This window comes from Muribaculum intestinale (assembly GCF_002201515.1).
Taxonomy (GTDB): domain Bacteria; phylum Bacteroidota; class Bacteroidia; order Bacteroidales; family Muribaculaceae; genus Muribaculum; species Muribaculum intestinale.
Map to the genome: position 1 here is coordinate 3,266,094 of NZ_CP021421.1, position 21,874 is coordinate 3,287,967.

Annotated in this window: 21 protein-coding genes and 10 tRNA genes; 17 read left to right on the plus strand and 14 right to left on the minus strand. The window is 49.4% G+C overall.

Translation table 11 applies throughout. From position 1 onward, the window contains the following. Window positions 1–6: 6 nt before the first annotated feature. The 6 genes from leuD to prmA all read right to left on the minus strand — a co-directional run bounded on the left by leuD (window position 7) and on the right by prmA (window position 6,806). Window positions 7–603: a 3-isopropylmalate dehydratase small subunit gene (leuD, locus tag ADH68_RS13550; RefSeq protein ID WP_068960357.1), complete on the minus strand. Its 597-nt coding sequence runs from the start codon at window positions 601–603 to the stop codon at window positions 7–9. 7 nt (window positions 604–610) lie between these two features. Further along, window positions 611–2,005 carry a 3-isopropylmalate dehydratase large subunit gene (gene leuC, locus ADH68_RS13555; RefSeq protein ID WP_068960356.1) on the minus strand — a complete coding sequence of 465 codons (1,395 nt, stop codon included), beginning with the start codon at window positions 2,003–2,005 and terminating at the stop codon, window positions 611–613. 17 nt (window positions 2,006–2,022) lie between these two features. Further along, on the minus strand, window positions 2,023–3,519 hold the full coding sequence (locus ADH68_RS13560; protein WP_068960355.1) for a 2-isopropylmalate synthase: 1,497 nt from the start codon (window positions 3,517–3,519) through the stop codon (window positions 2,023–2,025). A 153-nt stretch (window positions 3,520–3,672) separates the two neighbouring features. Then, the gene (locus tag ADH68_RS13565) at window positions 3,673–5,010 is read right to left on the minus strand and encodes an ABC transporter permease (protein WP_068960354.1); all 1,338 of its coding nucleotides are present in this window, start codon (window positions 5,008–5,010) and stop codon (window positions 3,673–3,675) included. Next, window positions 5,003–5,917, minus strand: coding sequence for an ABC transporter ATP-binding protein (locus ADH68_RS13570; protein ID WP_068960353.1), 915 nt, complete (start codon window positions 5,915–5,917; stop codon window positions 5,003–5,005). The genes ADH68_RS13565 and ADH68_RS13570 overlap by 8 nt, the downstream gene beginning before the upstream one ends. A gap of 40 nt (window positions 5,918–5,957) precedes the next feature. Further along, entirely contained in the window at window positions 5,958–6,806 is an 849-nt protein-coding gene (gene prmA, locus ADH68_RS13575; protein WP_068960352.1) for a 50S ribosomal protein L11 methyltransferase, read from the minus strand. A 328-nt stretch (window positions 6,807–7,134) separates the two neighbouring features. Here prmA and rbr point away from each other — a divergent pair, with 328 nt between their 5' ends. Continuing rightward, on the plus strand, window positions 7,135–7,716 hold the full coding sequence (gene rbr / locus ADH68_RS13580; protein WP_068960351.1) for a rubrerythrin: 582 nt from the start codon (window positions 7,135–7,137) through the stop codon (window positions 7,714–7,716). 190 nt (window positions 7,717–7,906) lie between these two features. On the opposite strand, the gene ADH68_RS13585 is transcribed toward rbr, so the two are convergent. The 5 genes from ADH68_RS13585 to ADH68_RS13605 all read right to left on the minus strand — a co-directional run bounded on the left by ADH68_RS13585 (window position 7,907) and on the right by ADH68_RS13605 (window position 11,020). Then, the gene (locus tag ADH68_RS13585) at window positions 7,907–8,437 is read right to left on the minus strand and encodes a hypothetical protein (RefSeq protein WP_068960350.1); all 531 of its coding nucleotides are present in this window, start codon (window positions 8,435–8,437) and stop codon (window positions 7,907–7,909) included. Between the two features lie 16 nt (window positions 8,438–8,453). After that, window positions 8,454–9,095, minus strand: coding sequence for a DUF4893 domain-containing protein (locus ADH68_RS13590; RefSeq protein ID WP_068960349.1), 642 nt, complete (start codon window positions 9,093–9,095; stop codon window positions 8,454–8,456). Window positions 9,096–9,100: 5 nt separating this feature from the next. After that, window positions 9,101–10,030 carry a class A beta-lactamase gene (gene bla, locus ADH68_RS13595; RefSeq protein ID WP_068960348.1) on the minus strand — a complete coding sequence of 310 codons (930 nt, stop codon included), beginning with the start codon at window positions 10,028–10,030 and terminating at the stop codon, window positions 9,101–9,103. A 287-nt stretch (window positions 10,031–10,317) separates the two neighbouring features. Further along, a complete protein-coding gene (locus tag ADH68_RS13600; RefSeq protein WP_068960347.1) occupies window positions 10,318–10,686 on the minus strand; it encodes a winged helix-turn-helix transcriptional regulator in 369 nt (122 codons plus the stop codon). A 145-nt stretch (window positions 10,687–10,831) separates the two neighbouring features. Beyond that, complete coding sequence (locus ADH68_RS13605; protein ID WP_084273963.1) at window positions 10,832–11,020, minus strand: winged helix-turn-helix transcriptional regulator; 189 nt, start codon at window positions 11,018–11,020, stop codon at window positions 10,832–10,834. A 153-nt stretch (window positions 11,021–11,173) separates the two neighbouring features. On the opposite strand from ADH68_RS13605, the gene ADH68_RS13610 reads away from it, so the two are divergent. The 5 genes from ADH68_RS13610 (at window position 11,174) to ettA (ending at window position 14,977) form a co-directional block, all read left to right on the plus strand. Next, a complete protein-coding gene (locus ADH68_RS13610; protein WP_068960346.1) occupies window positions 11,174–11,584 on the plus strand; it encodes a DJ-1/PfpI family protein in 411 nt (136 codons plus the stop codon). Window positions 11,585–11,892: 308 nt separating this feature from the next. After that, complete coding sequence (locus ADH68_RS14215) at window positions 11,893–12,135, plus strand: DJ-1/PfpI family protein (protein WP_255201342.1); 243 nt, start codon at window positions 11,893–11,895, stop codon at window positions 12,133–12,135. A 131-nt stretch (window positions 12,136–12,266) separates the two neighbouring features. Beyond that, on the plus strand, window positions 12,267–12,692 hold the full coding sequence (ruvX, locus tag ADH68_RS13620) for a Holliday junction resolvase RuvX (RefSeq protein ID WP_068960345.1): 426 nt from the start codon (window positions 12,267–12,269) through the stop codon (window positions 12,690–12,692). Further along, window positions 12,689–13,258 (plus strand): peptide deformylase, encoded by a 570-nt coding sequence (def, locus tag ADH68_RS13625; protein ID WP_068960344.1) that lies wholly within the window; start codon window positions 12,689–12,691, stop codon window positions 13,256–13,258. Before ruvX ends, def begins: the two co-directional genes overlap by 4 nt. Before the next feature lie 33 nt (window positions 13,259–13,291). After that, on the plus strand, window positions 13,292–14,977 hold the full coding sequence (ettA, locus tag ADH68_RS13630; RefSeq protein WP_068960343.1) for an energy-dependent translational throttle protein EttA: 1,686 nt from the start codon (window positions 13,292–13,294) through the stop codon (window positions 14,975–14,977). Between the two features lie 82 nt (window positions 14,978–15,059). Here ettA and asnS read toward each other — a convergent pair whose 3' ends face one another. The 3 genes from asnS to ADH68_RS13645 all read right to left on the minus strand — a co-directional run bounded on the left by asnS (window position 15,060) and on the right by ADH68_RS13645 (window position 18,970). Further along, the gene (asnS, locus tag ADH68_RS13635; RefSeq protein WP_068960342.1) at window positions 15,060–16,451 is read right to left on the minus strand and encodes an asparagine--tRNA ligase; all 1,392 of its coding nucleotides are present in this window, start codon (window positions 16,449–16,451) and stop codon (window positions 15,060–15,062) included. Between the two features lie 89 nt (window positions 16,452–16,540). Next, window positions 16,541–18,094 (minus strand): pseudouridine synthase, encoded by a 1,554-nt coding sequence (locus ADH68_RS13640; protein WP_068960341.1) that lies wholly within the window; start codon window positions 18,092–18,094, stop codon window positions 16,541–16,543. Between the two features lie 432 nt (window positions 18,095–18,526). Continuing rightward, window positions 18,527–18,970: a Fur family transcriptional regulator gene (locus ADH68_RS13645; protein ID WP_068960340.1), complete on the minus strand. Its 444-nt coding sequence runs from the start codon at window positions 18,968–18,970 to the stop codon at window positions 18,527–18,529. Between the two features lie 148 nt (window positions 18,971–19,118). On the opposite strand from ADH68_RS13645, the gene ADH68_RS13650 reads away from it, so the two are divergent. The 11 genes from ADH68_RS13650 to ADH68_RS13700 all read left to right on the plus strand — a co-directional run bounded on the left by ADH68_RS13650 (window position 19,119) and on the right by ADH68_RS13700 (window position 21,288). Then, window positions 19,119–19,916 carry an alpha/beta hydrolase gene (locus ADH68_RS13650; protein ID WP_068960339.1) on the plus strand — a complete coding sequence of 266 codons (798 nt, stop codon included), beginning with the start codon at window positions 19,119–19,121 and terminating at the stop codon, window positions 19,914–19,916. Window positions 19,917–20,158: 242 nt separating this feature from the next. Beyond that, window positions 20,159–20,231: transfer RNA gene (locus ADH68_RS13655), tRNA-Gly, on the plus strand. An 81-nt stretch (window positions 20,232–20,312) separates the two neighbouring features. Further along, window positions 20,313–20,385, plus strand: a tRNA-Gly gene (locus ADH68_RS13660). Between the two features lie 30 nt (window positions 20,386–20,415). Next, window positions 20,416–20,499, plus strand: a tRNA-Leu gene (locus ADH68_RS13665). Window positions 20,500–20,510: 11 nt separating this feature from the next. Continuing rightward, window positions 20,511–20,584 (plus strand) — tRNA-Pro (locus tag ADH68_RS13670). A gap of 80 nt (window positions 20,585–20,664) precedes the next feature. Further along, window positions 20,665–20,737, plus strand: a tRNA-Gly gene (locus ADH68_RS13675). 30 nt (window positions 20,738–20,767) lie between these two features. Then, window positions 20,768–20,851 (plus strand) — tRNA-Leu (locus tag ADH68_RS13680). Between the two features lie 11 nt (window positions 20,852–20,862). Beyond that, window positions 20,863–20,936, plus strand: a tRNA-Pro gene (locus ADH68_RS13685). An 80-nt stretch (window positions 20,937–21,016) separates the two neighbouring features. Beyond that, window positions 21,017–21,089 (plus strand) — tRNA-Gly (locus ADH68_RS13690). A gap of 30 nt (window positions 21,090–21,119) precedes the next feature. Continuing rightward, window positions 21,120–21,203: transfer RNA gene (locus ADH68_RS13695), tRNA-Leu, on the plus strand. Between the two features lie 11 nt (window positions 21,204–21,214). Further along, window positions 21,215–21,288: transfer RNA gene (locus ADH68_RS13700), tRNA-Pro, on the plus strand. The last annotated feature ends 586 nt before the right edge of the window (window positions 21,289–21,874 follow it).

The window sequence follows — 21,874 nt, forward strand, 5'->3', positions numbered from 1 at the left end:
GTCTGTTTAGTAATGTTTTGCCTTACGCTCGTAGGCCTCGGTGTCATCCTTGCGTGAGAGCAGATAGGATATGTCATCCAGACCATTGAGCAGACAATGTTTTTTATATGGATTGATGTCGAAGTGCTCCATGTGTCCGGTCGACAGATTTGTTATGGTCTGATCGGGAAGATTCACACATATCTGCGAGCCCGGGGCGGCAAACACTGTATCAAAAAGTTCTTTCAGGAACTCATCAGAGACCACCACCGGAAGCACAAAGTTGTTGAGCTCATTATTCTTATGTATATCGGCAAAGAAGCTCGACACTACTACGCGGAACCCATAGTCATGTATGGCCCACGCGGCATGTTCGCGAGAGGAACCGCTGCCGAAATTCTTTCCGGCAATAAGTATCGAACCGGAATATCGCGGGTCATTGAGCACAAAACTGTCAATCTTGTTTCCTTCCTTGTCGAATCGCCAGTCGCGGAACAGATTGTCACCGAACCCCTCTCTTGAGGTAGCCTTAAGAAATCGGGCAGGGATAATCTGGTCGGTATCCACATTCTCGACAGGCAGAGGCACTGCCGTGGATGTTATTATTGTAATCTTTTCGTCCATTTCTGTATTAAAGCGTACGGGGGTCTGTGATATATCCGGTGAGGGCGGCAGCGGCGGCTACAGGCACGCCGGCAAGGACCGTTCGGGAACCGGGGCCCTGACGTCCTTCAAAGTTGCGATTGGAGGTAGACACACAAAGCCTGCCGGGAGCTACCTTATCGTCATTCATCGCAAGACATGCCGAGCATCCCGGCTCACGCAGTTCAAATCCGGCCTCGGCAAAAATGCGGTCAAGTCCGGCACTGCGAATCTGTCCCAGCACCCTGCGGCTTCCCGGCACAAGCCATACTATCACTCCGGGAGCTTTCTTACGCCCTTTGACCATTTCCGCAAAAAGCCTGAAATCCTCAAAGCGGCCATTGGTACAACTGCCTACAAACACGTAATCCACCCGCGTACCGGTAATCTTCTCTCCCTCTTCAAATCCCATATACCGGAGCGCACGTGTATATCCTGCACGTTCAGCATCATTCTCCCCGGGATTCCGTGGCACAACCTCAGAAATACCGATACCCATCCCAGGATTAGTGCCGAACGTGACGCGCGGCTCGATATCGGCAGCATCAAATCTCACCTCGGCATCGAAAACGGCATCATAATCCGTAGGGAGAGTGCGCCAATATGCCACAGCCTCATCCCACTTGTCATCCTTGGGAGCAAAGTCGCGTCCCTTGAGATAGGCAAATGTTGTTTCATCCGGGGCTACCATGCCGCCGCGCGCGCCCATCTCAATCGACAGATTGCATAGCGTCATTCTCTCCTCCATCGACATATCGCGGACAACCTCTCCGGCATACTCAACGAAATATCCCGTGGCGCCGGATGTCGTCATCCGTGATATTATATAAAGCGCCACATCCTTGGCGGTGACACCGGGACGCAAATGCCCGTCAACGGTGATACGCATCGACTTTGGCTTAGGCTGGAGTATGCACTGCGAGGCAAGCACCATCTCCACCTCCGAGGTACCTATCCCGAAGGCCACCGCGCCAAAAGCGCCATGAGTGGAAGTATGGCTGTCGCCGCACACTATCGTGTAGCCCGGGAGTGTCAAGCCATTTTCGGGCCCGATGACGTGGATTATACCGTTGCGCTCATGCCCTATCCCGAAGATATCCAGACCGAACTCAGCCGCATTGCGGTTGAGTGTCTCCACCTGATTGCGCGACACCGGATCGGCAATCGGCTTATCCTGGTTTTTTGTCGGAATATTGTGGTCGGGAGAACAGACAGTGCGTCCGGGGCGGAACACCCTGAGGCCGCGGCGGCGCAGACCGTCAAAGGCCTGCGGACTTGTCACCTCATGGCAATAATGCCTGTCGATATACAACTGTGTTGGTCCACCCTCTATGACATTTACGGCGTGGGCATCCCAGATTTTATCAAAAAGAGTTTTCGGCATAGATATAAAGTATCAGGTCAATGTACAAATTTATTGATAGCATCGATAAACGCCTCGGCGGATGCGGCGATAATATCGGTGTTGGCCGAGAATCCATAGTAACTGTTGCCGTCGTATTCAACCGTCATATGCACCTTTCCGATATCATTCGAGCCCTTGTTGATTGCCTGTATGAGGAATTCCTTAACAAGCATCTTGCGATGGATAATCTGCTTGATGGCAGTAATGGCTGCGTCGACAGGGCCGTTGCCTGAGGCACATGCCTCAAATTTCTCGCCTGCGATATCAAGTCCGATAGATGCTACCGACTTCACCCCGACTCCGGAAGTAACCTGAAGGAAATCGAGCTTCAGGCGACGGTTGGCCTTGTGGTGCTCGCCTGCAAGCATCAGCACATCGTCGTCGTTGATTTCCTTCTTGCGGTCGGCCAAACGGAGGAAAGCCTCATAAGCCTTGTCGAGTGCCTCTTTGCTCAGTTCCACACCAAGCACATGCAGACGATGTTTCAACGCCGCGCGCCCCGAGCGGGCGGTGAGCACAATAGAATTCTCGTCGACACCTACATCTTTCGGGTCGATAATCTCGTAGCTCTCACGATTTTTCAGCACGCCATCCTGATGTATGCCCGAGCTGTGGGCAAAAGCATTGCGTCCAACAATAGCCTTGTTGGGCTGCACGGGCATATTCATCAGCGACGACACCATACGGCTTACGCCACATATCTTAGTGGCGTTGATGTTTGTGTCGATACCGAGTTCCTTATGCGAGCGGAATGCCATCACAACCTCCTCAAGCGACGTGTTGCCGGCACGCTCACCAATACCATTGATAGTGACTTCGGCCTGACGCGCCCCGCCCATCACACCTGAAATGGTGTTGGCAGTAGCCATACCAAGATCATTATGGCAGTGGGTGGCTATTGTGACACGATGTATGCCGTCGACATGCTCCATGAGATATTTTATCTTGTCGCGGAACTCCCAGGGCATACAATATCCTGTAGTATCCGGGATATTGACGACAGTCGCGCCGGCCTTTATCACAGCCTCAACGACTCTAGCAAGATATTCATTGTCGGTACGGCCCGCATCCTCGGCATAAAACTGCACATCCTCAACAAAGCTCTTGGCATACTTTACAGCCGCAACCGCGCGCTCGATAATCTCTTCGCGATTGGAGTTGAACTTATATTTTATATGAGGGTCGGAAGTGCCGATACCGGTATGTATGCGTTTATGCTTGGCATATTGCAGCGACTCGGCGGCGACACGGATGTCATTTTCCACAGCGCGCGTCAATGCACATATGGTAGGCCATGTGACGGCCTTTGATATTTCAACAACCGAATTAAAATCGCCGGGACTCGATACGGGGAAGCCGGCTTCTATGACGTCGACACCCAACTCCTCAAGCGCCTTGGCCACCTCGATTTTCTCAACAGTATTGAGCTGGCATCCCGGCACCTGTTCGCCATCGCGAAGAGTAGTGTCAAATATAAAAAGTCTGTCACTCATAGGGAAAACTATTTTAATACTTTTTCAAATTCCAATATTCCGCAAAAATAACGGAAATTGGCGAAACAATCAAGCAAAAGCCGGATTATTTCGCCAATTCCCCGTTATTGTGAACAATTCGGCAGAATCACCTGCGCGAATGTGTCGATTTGATTATTTTATCCAACGCCACAAGTCGGCAAAAGTAGATTTGTGTCCATACATGAGAATACCACGACGATATATACGCGCCGACAGCCATGTAAAGAACGCAGCAGTGCCATAGAGCACCACAATCGAGGCAAGCATCTCCCAAGCCGGCACATCGTAGGGGAGGCGCACCATCATCACAATAGGAGATGTGAACGGAATAATCGAGCATACCACACCAAGCGTGCCGTCAGGATTCTGGATACAAGTCTGGCCTATCATAAGGGAGAACACTATCACCATCATCAGGGGGGTCATAAACTGATTGGCATCGCTCTGCTGGTCAACCGCCGAGCCGAATGCGGCAAAAAGCGACGCATAAAGCATATATCCGCCAATAAAGTATATGACGAACATGCCAAGCAGTTGCAGCCACTTCACCCCAAGAATAGCATGAATCATATCGCCAAGCTCGCTGTCGGCCGCCATATCGGCGGCTGCTCCGACAGCACCGGCATCAAACGACGAGGCATCCATGGAACCGGCAATGCCCAGCCCCCCGAGCACCATCAGCCCTATACCTATAAGCACAGCCCATATAGCGACCTGTGTAAGGCCCACAAGGGCAACACCGAGAATCTTGCCGAGCATCAGCTCCACCGGCTTGCATGAACTTACGATTACCTCTACGATACGGTTGACCTTGTCCTCGACCACCGAACTCATAATCATAGCTCCGTAAGTAAGCACAAACATATATGTAAGGAATGCAAGTGCCAGACCGATGACCGACATGAGCTCGTCGGAGGTAACTGAAGTGTCACCGTCATCGCTCCATGTATTTGTGCGGACAGCCACCTGCACCTGACTGTCCTTTATGATACGGTCAAGTTCAGGTATGCCATAGGATGCGACCCTTGTATCCGACACGGCCTTGCTGAGCTGGTCTTCGATTACCTCACGGAGAGAGGAACGTGTAGGCGACGAGCTGAACACGTTGACCTGCAACGTGGAATCGAGAGTAGCCGGTATGACCACGATAGCATAATATGGAGGCCGGTCATAGTCGTCCGACTCTTCATCGTTCGCAAACTTCTGACGCATATTCCCTACATTATAGTCGGAAGGCATCTCGAAGATATACTCACTTGTGTTTTCCAGACATGCGCCGTAGCGCCCGCTCTGGTCAATAACGGCCACATGGTCGCCTTCAGCTTCATTAAGTACCATCATCAGTCCCATGGCAAACCCTATGGAGACAATCAGAAACGGCACGAGGAGAGTGGTCAGTATAAAAGATTTCTTGGCAACTATAGAAAGATACTCGCGCCTCAGCACAAGCCATAATCGTGTCTTATTCATTTCCGGTCACAGTTTCGATGAAAATTTCGTTCATTGTAGGGAAAATTTCCTCAAATCCGAGAATAGTATATGTAGGATTAAGGAAGTCAATAACGGTACGCATTGCCACCCCCGGAGCAAGCCGCAGAATTATCTGAGAGCCGCCCATGATATCCGGCTCGATACTGTCAATCCTGAAAAACTCGGGATTTGGAGCTATGACAGGCTCGGCGACCCTTACCTTGAAAAGGTGTTTTTTATGCCGCTGCCTTACATCGGCTACATTGCCCTGCAACACCACCCTTGAATGGTTGATGAGCGATATGCTGTCGCACACTTCCTCGACCGACGACATATTATGAGTGGAAAACAGGATTGTGGCTCCGTTGTGGTTAAGCTCGAGTATCTCCTGTTTGAGTTGCTCGGCATTCACTGGGTCGAAACCGGAGAAGGGCTCGTCGAAAATCATAAGCGGCGGACGGTGTACAACCGTGCCGATGAACTGTACTTTCTGAGCCATACCTTTTGAAAGGGCTTCAATCTTCTTATTGGCCCATTCGACAAGATTCATACGGCGCAGCCACTTTTCGGCCTCAATCCTTGCATCGCGCGAAGTCATCCCCTTCAACCGACCGAGATACACGATATGATCGATGACCTTCATCTTTTTATATAGGCCGCGTTCTTCGGGAAGATAACCGACACGCATCACATCGTCAGGATGCAAAGGTTTCCCATTGAGAAGCACCGTACCGCTGTCGGGAGTGATAATCTGATTTATTATACGTATGAGTGTGGTCTTGCCCGCACCGTTAGGGCCGAGCAGACCGTAAATAGTGCCTTCGGGTATCGACAGGTCAACACCGTCAAGAGCAGTATGCCCGTCGTAGCGCTTTACGACACCGGAGGCTTCGATAAGATTGTCCATCTACGTAATTATTCCAATAATATTCAATAAAAGTATAATCTCAGGATTTAGAGAGCACCAGACATGTCCAGTCGTCAATTGAAGCTCGCGACTTGTATTCAAGTCCATATCTGCCGGCATCTGCCAGTATCACATCGGCATCTGCCGAATAAAAACCGCTGAGCACAATCTCTCCACCGGCTACTACCGCATCGGCATATCGTCCGAGATCATTAAGGATAATGTTGCGGTTGATATTGGCCAGCAGGATGTCAGCCGGAGCCAAAGGTGCAAGCGACGATGCATCGCCAAGAATCACGTCAATCTCCGGATGACCGTTGAGGGCTACATTTTCCACGGCATTGACATGGGCAAACTCGTCAATCTCAATAGCATGAACCTGCGTCGCGCCACGCATGGCCGCAAGGATGGCGAGAATGCCTGTGCCTGTGCCGACGTCGGTCACCGACTTGCCTTTGAGCTCGGAAGCAAGGAGATGGCGTATAATCAATGTAGTGGTCTGATGGTGGCCAGTGCCGAATGCCATCTTCGGGTCAATCACTATATCATATTCGGCCTCAGGGATATCGGTATGAAATGAGCTGTGGATGACACAACGTCCATCGATATTTATAGGGTGAAAATAATTTTTTTCCCACTCGGCATTCCAGTCGCGCCCTTCTACCTTGCTCCAGCGCGTATCTGCGGTAATCCCTTCGAAAGGCATGTCGTCAATTACTCCCCGGAGAACCCCGGCATTGAATTCCGGCTCGCGCACATAGGCAGTGAGACCACCGTCATCAGGCACAAAACTCTCATACCCATGCTCGGCAAGCAACGCGGCAAGTACATCGGTGGCAGCCTCATCACAGGGGGTGAGGTCGACACGCAACTCAATATAGTCGTTCATAAATATTTTAGAGTTTTAAGTAACTGTTTATATTGACCGGTCGGATTATTTCGATATTTGTCGGCAAAATTTCACTCTCTTCATCAGTCGCGTAGCTCGCCACACTCCTTCTTCAGCGAAAAAATTTCTAAAATTTCACTCGAATAAACATCAAAAAAATTTCGACCAGTTACTTATTTATCTGCATTTGACCACAAAATTAACTATTTTCCATCTATTATACCGGCAAGCCACATCGTTTTTTTATAACACACGTGAACTATTTTTATGAAGAGGCGTTAAGATAGTATAAAAACTCAATTACGAACTTAAACACCACACAATAACTATGGATAAGAAAAGTATCAAAGGCACCGAGACCGAAAAGAACCTTCTGAAGTCATTTGCCGGAGAATCCCAGGCCCGCGGCCGATATACAATATTTGCCGAAGTGGCACAGAAAGAAGGCTACGAACAGATTGCCGCCATCTTTCTTGAAACAGCTTCACAGGAATATGCCCATGCCAAGAAATTTTTCAGCTATCTGGAAGAAGGGATGCTCGAAATCACAGCCTCTTATCCTGCAGGACCGGTAGGCACTACCGCACAGAATCTACAGGAAGCCGCCGCCGGCGAGCATGAGGAATGGGCCGACATGTATCTTGCGTTCGCCAAGACAGCCCAGGAAGAAGGCTTCCCCCAGATTGCCGCCAATTTCAAACTTGTAGCACAGGTAGAACAGGGTCATGAAGAGCGCTATCTGCGTCTGCTCGACCGTTTGGCCACCGACACAATGTTCGGAGACGCTGAAGAGGTACTGTGGCAATGCCGCTATTGCGGATACATCCACCGCGGCAAGAATGCGCCCAAGAAGTGTCCCGTATGTGAAAAGCCTCAAGGCTACTTCGAGCGTAAAGCCGACAATTTCTAAAGACAACAACCGTGGGCCTCGCCCACGCCAAAGATATTGATGTTCTGTCTATAGTCCCTTCGGGGGACTATCAAGGAAAGTTAAAGTATGAAATTTAGCCATTTACTGTATTAATCTGTTTTGTTGGAATATATGATCATCAACGGGGGATGCCGGGAGGCATTCCCCGTTGATGTTTATGTCAGCCTTATTAACCGGCTTCAATCCTTCTGATTTCTGCGAGAGTATTACGTCGGGCGCAAGCCAGTCCCGGCGACATACCCTGAAATGAGAGCATCTTAAGATATTCCTTCAGTTCGGCGATAAGCTCGGGATAGTGTCGGGCCATACGGAATGCGACATAGATACTGAATGCTCTTATGGAATATGGCTCACACTCCGAATTTATTTTAGACAAGCAGAAGTCGAGTAAGTCGGCTCGCATTGTGCCGGCATCAAAATCCTGAGTTTTCAGAATCTGCAACAACATCCTTTTCTTTGCCACATCCGTAGCGGCGAGTAACATGTCAATAATCATGTCCTGTCGGGAACGCAGCCACTCCGATTCAGATTCACACAGATGTGTCATAACCCATAGCGCATTCACAGACGTAAGCCGGTCGGCAGAACACACCGCTGACCACAAAGTCGCCATGTGGTCGGCATCACCGGAGGCCCAATGCGCCATGCTCTTTATGTCAGGCAGGTTTATCTTGCGCGACAACATTCCGTCGATATCCATAAGCAACCGATTCAAATCATTTTATCAGTTCATATATCTCGACACGGTCGGCACTTGTCGGGAATAGAATTATAGCTCTGCGCGTCCCAATCTTATAGAGGACTCCGGCAACTGAATTCTCAGCGCCATATAAAGTCTGCGGCTCGTCGTTCACGCTCCATCCGCCAAGAAAGGCCAAAGACTCCGGGCCATTCTGATATACAAATCCTGATTTACGCTGACTGCCGGTGGTCTTCTCAAAAAACACTTTTCCATCAACATTGCGGAAGCGGCATCTAAAATAAGGATATGAAAATATGCCGTCGCGTGCATCAATCTGTATCGAGCGCACACGCCATGAGCCGACCATGTCGGCGGGGGTAACAGGATAGGTCTTTTCATTCAACAGCTTCTCTACCCCGCTTTTTTCATCATAGCCATAAGAATCAGGAGTCACAGTGGCGAGCGCATCAGATACCCACTCTCTGCAGTTGACCATTCGGCCATAATCGACAGGAAGTAGCACGCTCTTCAATCCGGAATCAATGGATTCAGGGAAGAAAGACTCAGCCACATCTTCCGGGACGGCACATGAGCCAGTCAGTGCGGGTTCTTGTGGAAAAGCCACGATTGACGAGGTCATCATGGTCATTGCAGCGAGTAATATAGTGGTCTTCATTTTAATTATCGTTTAAATAATGTCTGAAATATAATATCGGAAATATCGGCTATCATACGCTCGGTCTCTTCCATACCGCAAGCAGAGTCGGCAATGAAAACCGCAACAGCATATCCGCGGCCATCAGGGAGAAACACGTATCCCGCATCGTTCACGCCTATTATACGCCCCTGGGAATTGACATCGCCTGTGCCGGTCTTGTGTCCGATGACAGCATTTGTAGGCATCAACGGGGCCGGCAGTCTCCTGTTGCCGGTAGTGCAAGTCATCATTATCCTGCCTATTGCCTCATGCAACGGAGAGTCGTGGCGCATCTCCTGACGGTAAAATCTGTCGAACAGCCCGGCCATAGCTATGGGTGTGGAGCGATTCTGATAGCACAAATAAATATCCCGGTGCATCTCATCCTCGGTGGAGGCTATGACAATATCGTCAAAATCCATGGCTTTCATAAGACTGTCGGCCACATGTGTGCCACCTATCAGGCGGAAAAGGATATCGCACGCGTTGTTGTCACTGTCGCGAAGAGAGTATTCGAGCAGTTCGGACAGCGGCAGGCGTAAATCACCCACCCCATATCTGTCGCGCATAGGGCTCCATGTATTTTCTTTCATCTCATCGCCACGGATTGAAATGGTGTCAGAGAGTCCGACACCGTTTTTCATACAATAGTCGGCCACGGCCATCGCCTGCGGAAACTTGTAGACACTCAGCATCGGAAAATCCCTGTTGCCATTGACGGAAATGGTATCTCTTCCGTCGATTATGACCGCGACACCAATGCGGGCATCCTGGGCGGCAATATATGTTGCCAACCGCTCCTCAATATGCGAATAGCAACGTTCATGCTGCACATATCGCTTGCTTGAGCATCCGGCACATACCGACAACAATATGAACAGAAGTATGATAAGCTGTTTTAGAGGGCGTTTCATAATATATTATACTTTACACTTTATTTATATGAGCAGTTATTATCGCCAGGCGACCGGCTTAATGGTATGCTAAAGCGGAGGGACAAACAGATATGATATAACCGGCGGCCAAGAGCACATTATGGATTCGAATTTAAGAAACTGTTTAAATTTATATGATACCGATTTTGAGAAGGATTGTCTGATGGATTTTTGCTTGTGATGAGGGAGTGTAGCCGTAGCTACATGACCCAAGAATAAGCTAAAAGACGCCGACAAGACTCTCAAAAGCAGAGTAATTATGAATTTTAAACAGTTTCCAAGCTCTTACCATATTTCTTTTCAAAAATATCGAAGTGTTCCCTGCCCCATTTGAGCATCAGGTCAATTATTGGAATAAGTGATTGACCGAGTTCGGTAATCCTGTATTCAGAGCGGGGAGGAAGTTCGGGATATATTGTTTTTACTACAAGTCCATCCTCAACCATCTCTTTAAGCTGAATGTCAAGTACTCGTGGAGCAGCCTCCGGCAGGCATTTGTGTATTTCGCTCGGGCGCATAGCCTCTCCTGAACGTAACTCGTCGAGAATACAGGACTTCCATTTGGATTCTATCAAGCTCATCGTGAGCCTGAGTGGGCAATCAAGGTCTACAGGTATCTTCTTTTCGTATGCCATACAATTTATTTGAGAGCATGTTTAACCGCAAAGTTAAGCAATATCACTGATAATCAGAATACCGAAAAATTTTTCGATATATGAAAAATTTTTCGGTACTTGTATGTATGAGGATACATAAGTAATTTTGCCGATGTAAAATCACTTATAATTCAAATACTTTGGGTGAGATGTCGGGAATCGCTCGTGACAGTTCATTGAAACGCATAACACCGAATTCATCGAGAATGACAAGGAGCAGCATCGACCACTTGTTGGCGAAGCGGGCTATCACGTTTCTCATCGGACACGTGGCAACGCATGAATATTTTTCTGAAATTTTTTCGGTCTTCATCCGGTTGATTATTACTGAAAGTGAGTTTTAAGTAAGCGAATATCATCAAAGTAACCTCTTGTATAAGAATATTTTGAGATATAACTTCGTGCTATCCAAATGATATCTGTTATCATTTGTAAAGTTAATTAAAAACACTTAAACAATCAAACTATGACTGAAACCAGTATCAGAATTCCGACATCATCACGACCGTCCGGCAAAGCTACATTCGTGATGCTTGGCAACGGATTCGACGAAATCGAAGCTCTCGCTCCGGTCGACGTAATGCGACGTGCCGGAATGAAAGTGTTCACCGTATCCATGACTGACAAACGTCTTGTAAGAGGAGCCACAGGCAACAATATTGTGGCTGACATGGGCATCTCGGATTTAAATCCGGAGCATATTGACTGGCTCGTATTTCCCGGAGCTGACAAATCGGAGGATGCAGTAAACCTTGACGAGAGCCTGAATGACATCGTGAAAGACCATTGGGATAAAGGTGGCAATATCGCAGCCATCTGTGCCGCCCCGGCTCTTAGAGCTTGTTTAATAATAAATGTTGCCGCCAGGGTCGTATAGCTTGAGTCGATTTTCGATATGTGACGAAGGAGTGTACTTTATGTACATGACTGAGGAACAAGGCGAAAAGCGGCCAGGATATACGAGACAAAAGGTAGCTTTATAACCATTCAATCTCTTGCCTGCTTTAAAGCAAATGTAAAAATATATCAACAATATGGAACAAATTACATCACTTCGGTCATTCGCCGGCATATTTCCGCCCGTTCTTCGGTCGTTATGGAGCCCCATAACTCCCTCATCACAAGCGGAAATCTGCTCGCCGACTGACCGCCCTGACGGTAACATTTATTATTAAACAAGCTCTTATTCTTGGCCCTCTTGGCATCATCAAGGGAGTAAAGGCCACAGGATATCCGTTTCTCAAAGAGGACCTTGAAAGGAACGGTGGGATATACTCTGAAGAGCCTGTAGTAATCGGAGACCGCATGATTACATCAAAAGGACCGGGCACAACTATCGAATTTGCGCTTGCCATAGTACGCAAAGCAAAAGGCCCGGAAACTGAAAAAGCGCTCCGCGAAGGCATGGTAATACCCGAGTGCGAGTAGACATCTGTAAAGGTATTCTCTTCCTATCCACAGCTCTGAAATGAATGGAAATGAATGGGCTGTGGATTTTTAATAACATTTATTTTTTAAACATGCACTTAAACATGTAAGTTTTTGTAACTTTGCACAGAATGGGACGACTTATGGCAATCGATTACGGCAGACGTCGCTGCGGCATAGCAGTGACTGACCCGCTGCGCATTGTCGCGACCGGACTTACCACAGTACGGACCTGCGACCTTGCCAAATGGGTGGCCGACTATATACTCAAGGAAAATGTCGATGCAATCATCGTAGGCAAGCCGTCGACTATGCGTGGCGAAGACTCGGAATCGATGAACTATATCCGCCCGGGTATAGCCATGCTAAGGAAAGCATTGCCTCAGGATATTGAAATCACATATTGGGACGAGCGCTTCACCTCGGTGCTCGCTCACCGGGCCATGATTGATGGCGGCATGCGCAAATCGCGCCGTCAGGACAAGGCCGTGGTCGATGAAATAGCCGCCACTATCATTCTTAACGATTATCTGCAAAGCAAACAATTCAACCAATGAAACTACCCGTATACCTTTACGGACATCCGGTGTTGCGTGCCATCTCGACAGATGTCACCCCCGAGTATCCGGAACTCAAGAAATTCGTGGCCGACATGTGGGAGACCATGTACAACTCCGACGGAGTAGGCCTGGCAGCTCCGCAGGTGGGCCGCAACGACCGCATCGTCGTTATTGACGCAGACCCTGTGGCCGATGCGTTCCCCGAGTGCAAAGGGCGCAAGTTCACACTGATAAATCCCGAAATCGAGATACTCGACGGCCCGGTGGAGACACGCAACGAAGGTTGTCTGTCATTGCCTGACCTTTCAGAGTCAGTGCCCCGTGTGGAGCATATCCGCCTCAAATGGGTCGACGACGATTTCCAGCCTCACGAAGAGGAAATCTCAGGATTTCTCGCCCGCATCGTACAGCACGAATGCGACCACCTCGAAGGGAAGCTATATATCGACCATATCTCAGCTATCCGCCGCCAGTTGCTTCGCGCCAAACTGTCGGCAATCATCACCGGCCGCAAGCGTGTCGACTACCCCGTGCGCTACGCACCCCAAAAAGGCAGAAAATAACACCGGTATCCCCTATCACACATTAATAATATAATGGCTGACGACAAAAAAATAATTTTTTCGATGGTAGGTGTATCAAAAATATACCCGCCACAAAAGCAAGTACTGAAAAATATCTATCTCTCCTTCTTCTATGGCGCCAAAATCGGCATCATCGGTCTTAACGGCTCGGGAAAATCATCGCTGCTGAAAATTATCGCCGGCATCGACAAGAGCTATCAGGGCGAAGTAGTATTCTCGCCGGGATATTCTGTAGGCTACCTCGAACAGGAGCCGCAGCTCGACCCCGACAAGACTGTGATAGACGTAGTGCGCGAGGGCGTAAAGCCTGTGATGGACCTTCTCGCTGAATTCGAGAAAGTCAACGAAGCATTCGGTGACCCCGAGGTGCTTGAAGATCCCGACAAGATGGACGCTCTCATCCAGCGCCAAGCCGAGCTTCAGGACAAACTCGATGCCGCCGACGCATGGAACATCGATTCAAAACTCGAGCGCGCCATGGATGCCCTCCAGTGTCCGCCCGACGACCAGAAAATATCCACCCTCTCTGGAGGCGAACGCCGCCGCGTAGCCCTGATACGCCTTCTGCTCCAGCAGCCCGATGTACTGTTGCTCGACGAGCCGACCAACCACCTTGATGCCGAGTCAATCGACTGGCTCGAACAACACCTGCAGCAGTATCCCGGAACGGTCATCGCAATCACCCACGACCGCTACTTCCTCGACCATGTGGCAGGCTGGATTCTCGAACTCGACCGCGGAGAAGGCATACCCTGGAAAGGCAACTACTCTTCATGGCTCGACCAGAAGACAAAGCGCATGGCCCAGGAAGAAAAGCAGGCATCAAAGCGCCGCAAGACTCTCGAGCGCGAGCTTGAATGGGTGCGCATGGCTCCAAAAGCACGTCAGGCCAAAGGCAAGGCCCGTCTGAATTCCTACGACAAGCTGCTCAACGAAGACCAGAAAGCACGCGAGGAACGTCTGGAGATATTCATTCCCAACGGACCGCGCCTCGGCAACAAGGTAATCGAAGCCAGCGGACTGGCAAAAGCGTTTGGCAAGAAACAGCTCTTCTCGGATCTGTCATTCTCCCTGCCCCCCAACGGCATCGTAGGAGTAATCGGCCCCAACGGCGCAGGCAAGACAACATTGTTCCGCCTTATCATGGGTCAGGAAACACCCGACGCCGGCACATTCGATGTAGGAGAGACTGTAAAAATAGCATATGTCGACCAGCGCCATCACGACCTCCTGCCCGAGAAATCGGTATATGAGGTAATCTCTCAAGGCACCGACTCATTCCGCATGGGCGGACGCGATATAAACGCCCGCGCCTATCTGTCGAAGTTCAACTTCACAGGCGCCGACCAGGAGAAAAAAATCGGTGTGCTTTCAGGCGGCGAACGCAACCGACTGCATCTGGCCATGGCACTGAAGGAGGAAGGAAACGTTCTGCTGCTCGACGAGCCGACCAACGATATTGACGTCAACACACTGCGCGCCCTTGAAGAGGGCCTTGACGATTTTGCAGGTTGCGCTGTAGTGGTAAGCCACGACCGCTGGTTCCTCGACCGCATATGCACCCACATACTTTCATTTGAGCCCGACGGCAACGTAGTGTTCTACGAAGGTTCGTACTCCGACTATGAGGATTACAAGCGGGCCCGCAACGGCGGAAAGGAACTGCCCCGTCGCCGCTACCGCAAGCTCATGGAATAAACCGACACGGAAAATACCCATATAACAAGCGCGCCCCGGCAGAAAGTCCGGGGCGCGCTGTTTATATAAATTATATGTATAATCAGAACTCTGCGTTGTTGGGAGTACGCGGGAACGGGATTACATCGCGGATGTTGGTCATGCCGGTAACAAAAAGCACCAGACGCTCGAAGCCCAGACCGAATCCAGAATGAGGAACAGTGCCGAAACGACGGGTATCAAGATACCACCACATATCCTTCATAGGGATATCCAGCTCCTCGATGCGTGCGAGCAACTTATCGTAGTTCTCCTCACGCTCGGAACCGCCGATAATCTCGCCGATATTGGGGAAGAGCACATCCATGGCGCGGACAGTCTTGCCATCCTCGTTCTGCTTCATGTAGAATGCCTTTATCTCTTTGGGATAATCGGTAAGGATTACAGGCTTCTTGAAATACTCCTCCACGAGGAAACGCTCATGCTCGCTCTGTAGGTCAGCGCCCCAGTATACCGGGAATTCAAACTTATGTCCGGATTCCTCAAGTATCTTCACACCTTCGGTATATGTAAGTCTGACGAAGTCATTGCTGATGACAAAATTCAGACGTTCGATAAGCTCCTTATCGTAGTGCTCGGCGAGAAACTCAATATCGTCGCGGCAATTTTCAAGAGCATATGAGATACAGTACTTGACAAATGCCTCGGCAAGATCCATGTTGTCGGTTATGTCAAAGAACGACACTTCCGGCTCAATCATCCAGAATTCCGACAGGTGGCGCGGAGTATTGGAGTTTTCGGCACGGAAGGTAGGACCGAATGTGTATATGGCGCCAAGAGCTGTAGCGCCAAGCTCGCCTTCGAGCTGACCGCTTACGGTAAGCGCGGTAGGCTTTCCGAAGAAGTCCTTGGAATAATCCACGACACCGTCCTCGGTCTTGGGCAACTCGTTAAGCGGTAGTGTGGTTACCTGGAACATAGCACCGGCACCCTCACAGTCACTGCCAGTGATAAGCGGAGTGTTCAGATAGAAGAATCCGCGTTCCTGGAAGAAACGGTGAATGGCGAAAGCCAAGGCGCTGCGCACACGCAGAATAGCACCGAAGGTGTTGGTGCGCGGACGCAGATGAGCTTTCTCCCTAAGGAACTCAAGGGTATGCCCCTTCTTCTGAAGGGGATATGTCTCGGGGTCGGCGGTACCGTACACCAGCACATTGTCAGCCTGTACCTCTACAGTCTGACCCTTACCCATAGATTCTACAAGACGTCCGTCGACACGCAGAGCCGAGCCGGTAGTGATTGGTTTCAGCTGCTCGTCGGAAAAGCGGGTCATGTCAAGCACAATCTGAATATTGCGCACGGTCGACCCGTCGTTGAGAGCTACAAACTGCACGTGCTTGTTACCGCGACGTGTGCGCACCCAGCCCATTACTGTGACTTCAGTGCCTATGAGTTCGGCCTTCTTGAAAAGGTCGATAATTTTTTCTCTTTTCATTTAGAAATGTAATAGTAATCCATGACATTCAGGCTGCGCGTATGATATGCGCACCTTACGCGCGCCAGATTGTCATGATATATTTTTCATTATTCAAATGAGCCCATCTTAAGGAAGTTGACCTCTTCCTGTGTGAGATAGCGCCAACGTCCACGGGGAAGATTCTTCTTTGTAAGACCGGCGAAATACACACGGTCAAGCTTTGTCACATGGTAGCCGAGGCTCTCGAAGATACGGCGCACGATGCGGTTGCGGCCCGAATGAATCTCAATACCGGCCTGGTTACGGTCGGTCTCGGTAGCATAAGATATTGCATCGGCATGGATGGGTCCGTCCTCAAGCTCGATACCGTCGGCAATAGCCTGCATATCATCCTCCGAGATATCCTTGTCGGTCCACACATGGTAAATCTTCTTCTTCACATATTTCGGATGTGTAAGTTTCGAGGCGAGATCACCGTCATTGGTAAGGAGGAGCACACCGGTAGTATTGCGGTCAAGGCGTCCCACGGGATAGATACGCTCGTTGCATGCACCCTTCACGAGATCCATCACAGTAGTGCGTCCGTTGGGGTCATCGCTGGTGGTAACGCAATCCTTGGGCTTGTTGAGCAATATGTAGCACTTGCTCTCCAGAGTCACGACCTTTTCATCGTATTCAACCACATCGTTGTGTGAAATCTTTGTTCCAAGTTCGGTCACAACCTCTCCATTGACCTTGACGAGTCCCTGCTGGATAAATTCGTCGGCCTCCCGACGTGAACAGATACCGGCATTGGCCATGAACTTGTTGAGACGAATCTGTTCGTTAGGATCGGGTATAGGCATTTCGTACTCAATACGCTTGGGGCGTGGCGTAAAGCTCTTGCCCTGGCGCGGAGCACCAAATCCTCCCTGCTGGCGCATGCCTCCCTGCTGGCGATTCTTATTATAGCCGCCGGGGCGATTGTTGTAGCCGCCCTGACGGTTCTGGTTGTTGTAGCCACCCTGACGGTTCTGATTGTTGTAGCCGCCCTGACGGTTCTGGTTATTGTAGCCACCCTGACGGTTCTGGTTGTTGTAGCCGCCCTGACGGTTCTGGTTGTTGTAGCCACCCTGACGGTTCTGGTTGTTGTAGCCACCCTGACGGTTATAGCCGCCCTGACGGTTCTGATTGTTGTAGCCGCCCTGACGGTTCTGATTGTTGTAGCCGCCCTGACGGTTATTATATCCGCCTTGGTTGTTATATCGTGGCTGATAGCCACCCTGATAATTCGACTGCTGCGAATCGGAATTGTAAGGAGTGGCCGGCGAAGCGGACGCAGAGTCGCCACTTTCTGAAACAGCAGCCGACTGAGCGTTATTATTGTAACGGGGCTGATAGCCTCCTTGATTATACCGATTGTTGTAACCACCCTGACGATTGTAGCCACCCTGATTATTGTAGCGGGGCTGATAGCCGCCAGGACGATTGTTGTTATATTGACGTGGCTGATAAGGGCGTTGTCCGTAATCATTGCGCGGGCCTTGCGAATCATCGGCCGGCGAGGGGTTAGAATAATTAGGTTTTGTGCTATTGAACACGGCATCGCCGCCTTCTCCTACCTGCATGCGGTCACCGATTCTGGGTCGGCGCGGTTTCTTCTCTTCGTTGTTAGTATCCATAATCTAAATAAAATTTCGTGATGATAAATGTTGACGTAGAATGGTGCAGCCTCTCGGCGTCAAAATCCTGTTAATAAAAAGACAGGAGCGATTACAATTAAGGGGTGGAATCGCATACTCTGCCATTCAGTGAGTTGTTGTTTTTAATCTTCAGCTATATTTCTTAAATTAAGCAGTTGGTAATAATTAATTGACTAATATATCTTTACGAATTAAGAGAATCAAGCATGCCTGCCACCTGCAAGTCCGCTATGTTCCGCTGGTTGAGACATCCGATGCCGTTGCGACGAAAACAATAGCCATTATCATGCGGCCCGCTACACAGCTTACCCTTAAAACGATGCAAAGATAAGATTTCTATTCCATTACAACAAATCTGAGCGCCTAAAATCATGACGCAACAAATCCCCGCACACGCACATTTTACATTATTTAACTATTGTATTTACTCGCGCATACCCCACACAAGCCTTTTATCACATAATTAACTGAATATACTTCATATCCGTCAGGAACTGACACAAGCGGCACGGGAGTATCATCGAGACAAACCGTCACGCCACAGCCCTCGCAATGAAAATGGGGATGCATGTCATCAATCGAATGATCGGAATGGCCCTGGCATGCTTCATATTTCGCAGCCCCGCTACCATCCTCTATCACATGCACGAGATGTCGAGAGGCAAACAGCCCAAGCGTGCGCGACAGGCCCGACTTGTCGATAGTGACCAGCCTCTCCTCAAGCTCAGCCATGCTGAGTGGGCCGCCGGCATTCAGCAATTCCCGGAAAATCGCTATACGATTTGCCGTAGGACGCACCTGCCTGCGCTGCAATATATCATCAATATTTGCGGTATATTTGTTGACGGAATCCATATGCGGCTTTTTTTGAATGCGCAAATTAAGCAAATATAATTGAAGTGTCAGCAAAAAAAGCTAACTTTGTTAACATATGCTGAATTCCGACCGGCCAAACAGGCGCTTCAGCACTCCAGTACATACATTCTCTCAAACCATCAACTAAATGAAGTTTCTAAGAAAAATGTTTACAGCTATGTCTCTCGGTGCGCTCGCAACAGTAAGCCTGCCTGCACAAAATGGTGCTCCCAGAATCATCAGAATTGACAATCCCAAGATGACAGTATTTCTGCCTCCAACCTCCGCAGCAACAGGCCGTGCGGTAGTAGACCTCCCCGGAGGAGGATATTCCCACCTCGCTACCGGCCATGAAGGATTTGACTGGGTGCCATACTTCAACGGCATGGGCATAGCCTACGCCGTAGTGGAATACACCCTGCCCGCCGGCAATCGGGAACTGCCATACAAAGATGCCACCGATGCTATAAAAACAATGCGCGAGCACGCATCCGAATGGGGCATAAAAACCGACGATATCGGCATCATGGGCTCTTCTGCCGGCGGACATCTCGCCACCACAGTAGCAACCCACGCCGACACTACAGCCCGGCCCGACTTCCAGATACTGTTTTATCCCGTCATATCCATGAAGGATGAAATCACCCATGGCGGCTCTCGCAAAAGCCTGTTGGGCGAAAAGCCATCGGAAGCCGATATACTCGAATACTCCAATGAGCTCAAGGTAACAGCGGACACTCCTCCCGCCATCATATTGCTGAGCGATGATGACAAAGGAGTCGTTCCCGCCAACAGTCTGCGCTATTATGAGGCTCTACACCAAGCCGGAGTGCCGGCTTCAATGGTTATATATCCATCCGGAGGTCACGGATGGGGCTATAAACCATCATTCAAATACCACGACGCAATGTTGAATCAGCTTAAAGAATGGCTGACGGGATTCTGACCGAATAATCGCCTGCAATAAGATTCATACACCATATATGTCTCAGAGCTCTCGCCAAGCCTGAGGCATATGTGTTTTTCAATATTTTTTCATCCCTTTAACACTAACTCATTCAACAGATTGACACCCGACTTCCATAAATAGCCGGCAACATACAACAAAAAAAAGCGACAAAAAGATTTGGTCAGTTCAAAAATAGTACCTACCTTTGCATCGCAAACGACAAAAACGCCTTGCGAAACGCGAAAATAGCTCAGTTGGTAGAGCACGACCTTGCCAAGGTCGGGGTCGCGGGTTCGAGTCCCGTTTTTCGCTCAAAAGAGAACATTTAATTAATGTAGCCGGCATGATGCACGAGCCGATTCCGCAATCCCCATCGGAATCAATACAACATCTGCGAAAATAGCTCAGTTGGTAGAGCACGACCTTGCCAAGGTCGGGGTCGCGGGTTCGAGTCCCGTTTTTCGCTCTAAGCCCAGCATCTATTATGTCGGCAAAAGTCCGGGTGGTGGAATTGGTAGACACGCTACTTTGAGGGGGTAGTGGCCGAAAGGCTGTGTGAGTTCGAATCTCATCTCGGACACAATATTTTAGCGGGGTGTAGCTCAGTTGGTTAGAGTACGCGTCTGGGGGGCGTGAGGTCGCTAGTTCGAGTCTAGTCACCCCGACGATAAAGAGAACATTTAAATAATAGTCAGCACAGATGCAGACCTTTCCACTTCATGTGGATAAATCCCCGAAAACATCTGCGAAAATAGCTCAGTTGGTAGAGCACGACCTTGCCAAGGTCGGGGTCGCGGGTTCGAGTCCCGTTTTTCGCTCTAAGTTATGCATCTATTATGCTGACAAAAGTCCGGGTGGTGGAATTGGTAGACACGCTACTTTGAGGGGGTAGTGGCCGAAAGGCTGTGTGAGTTCGAATCTCATCTCGGACACAATATTTTAGCGGGGTGTAGCTCAGTTGGTTAGAGTACGCGTCTGGGGGGCGTGAGGTCGCTAGTTCGAGTCTAGTCACCCCGACGATAAAGAGAACATTTAAATAATAGTCAGCACAGATGCAGACCTTTCCACTTCATGTGGATAAATCCCCGAAAACATCTGCGAAAATAGCTCAGTTGGTAGAGCACGACCTTGCCAAGGTCGGGGTCGCGGGTTCGAGTCCCGTTTTTCGCTCTAAGTTATGCATCTATTATGCTGACAAAAGTCCGGGTGGTGGAATTGGTAGACACGCTACTTTGAGGGGGTAGTGGCCGAAAGGCTGTGTGAGTTCGAATCTCATCTCGGACACAATATTTTAGCGGGGTGTAGCTCAGTTGGTTAGAGTACGCGTCTGGGGGGCGTGAGGTCGCTAGTTCGAGTCTAGTCACCCCGACTAAAGAAAAGAGTAAGCCGTTGTAACTCATGTTACAACGGCTTACTCTTTTTATAAGAGGATGTTGTTTATATGACACCCTCCTAAACATCTTGATAACATGATCCGGCGGCATGACATTGCTCCCCTATCCTATCGACCACTATTAAGAGGGTGTTTAATAACAAAAGTTAAATCCTGAGCTGCGGATTTTGAGATGGATTCGGTTCTATGCAGAAGGAGCATAGCGGGCTATGTGACTGAGGCATAGAGCCGAATACGCTCAAAAGCCGCAGACATGATGCTATCTTTATGTCAGTCATATGTTTCATTCTTTTGTGATTTTTTGAAATTACCATCGCCTTGGTGTCTCTTTTGTTAACTGGCTGTTGCTCGTCGGTCACATAGCACCGCTATGCTTCCTCCTCACAGCCAGCCATTTAATCAAAAGATACACCACTCAGGTTTTAACTTTTGTTATTAAACACCCTCTAAATCTCTCGATTCAAGTCTTTGCCATAGACATACTCTATGAGAGATTATCCATTGTAGGCCACACTAAAATAGCCACACACCTCATTTACACACATTTTACATCAAGAAATGC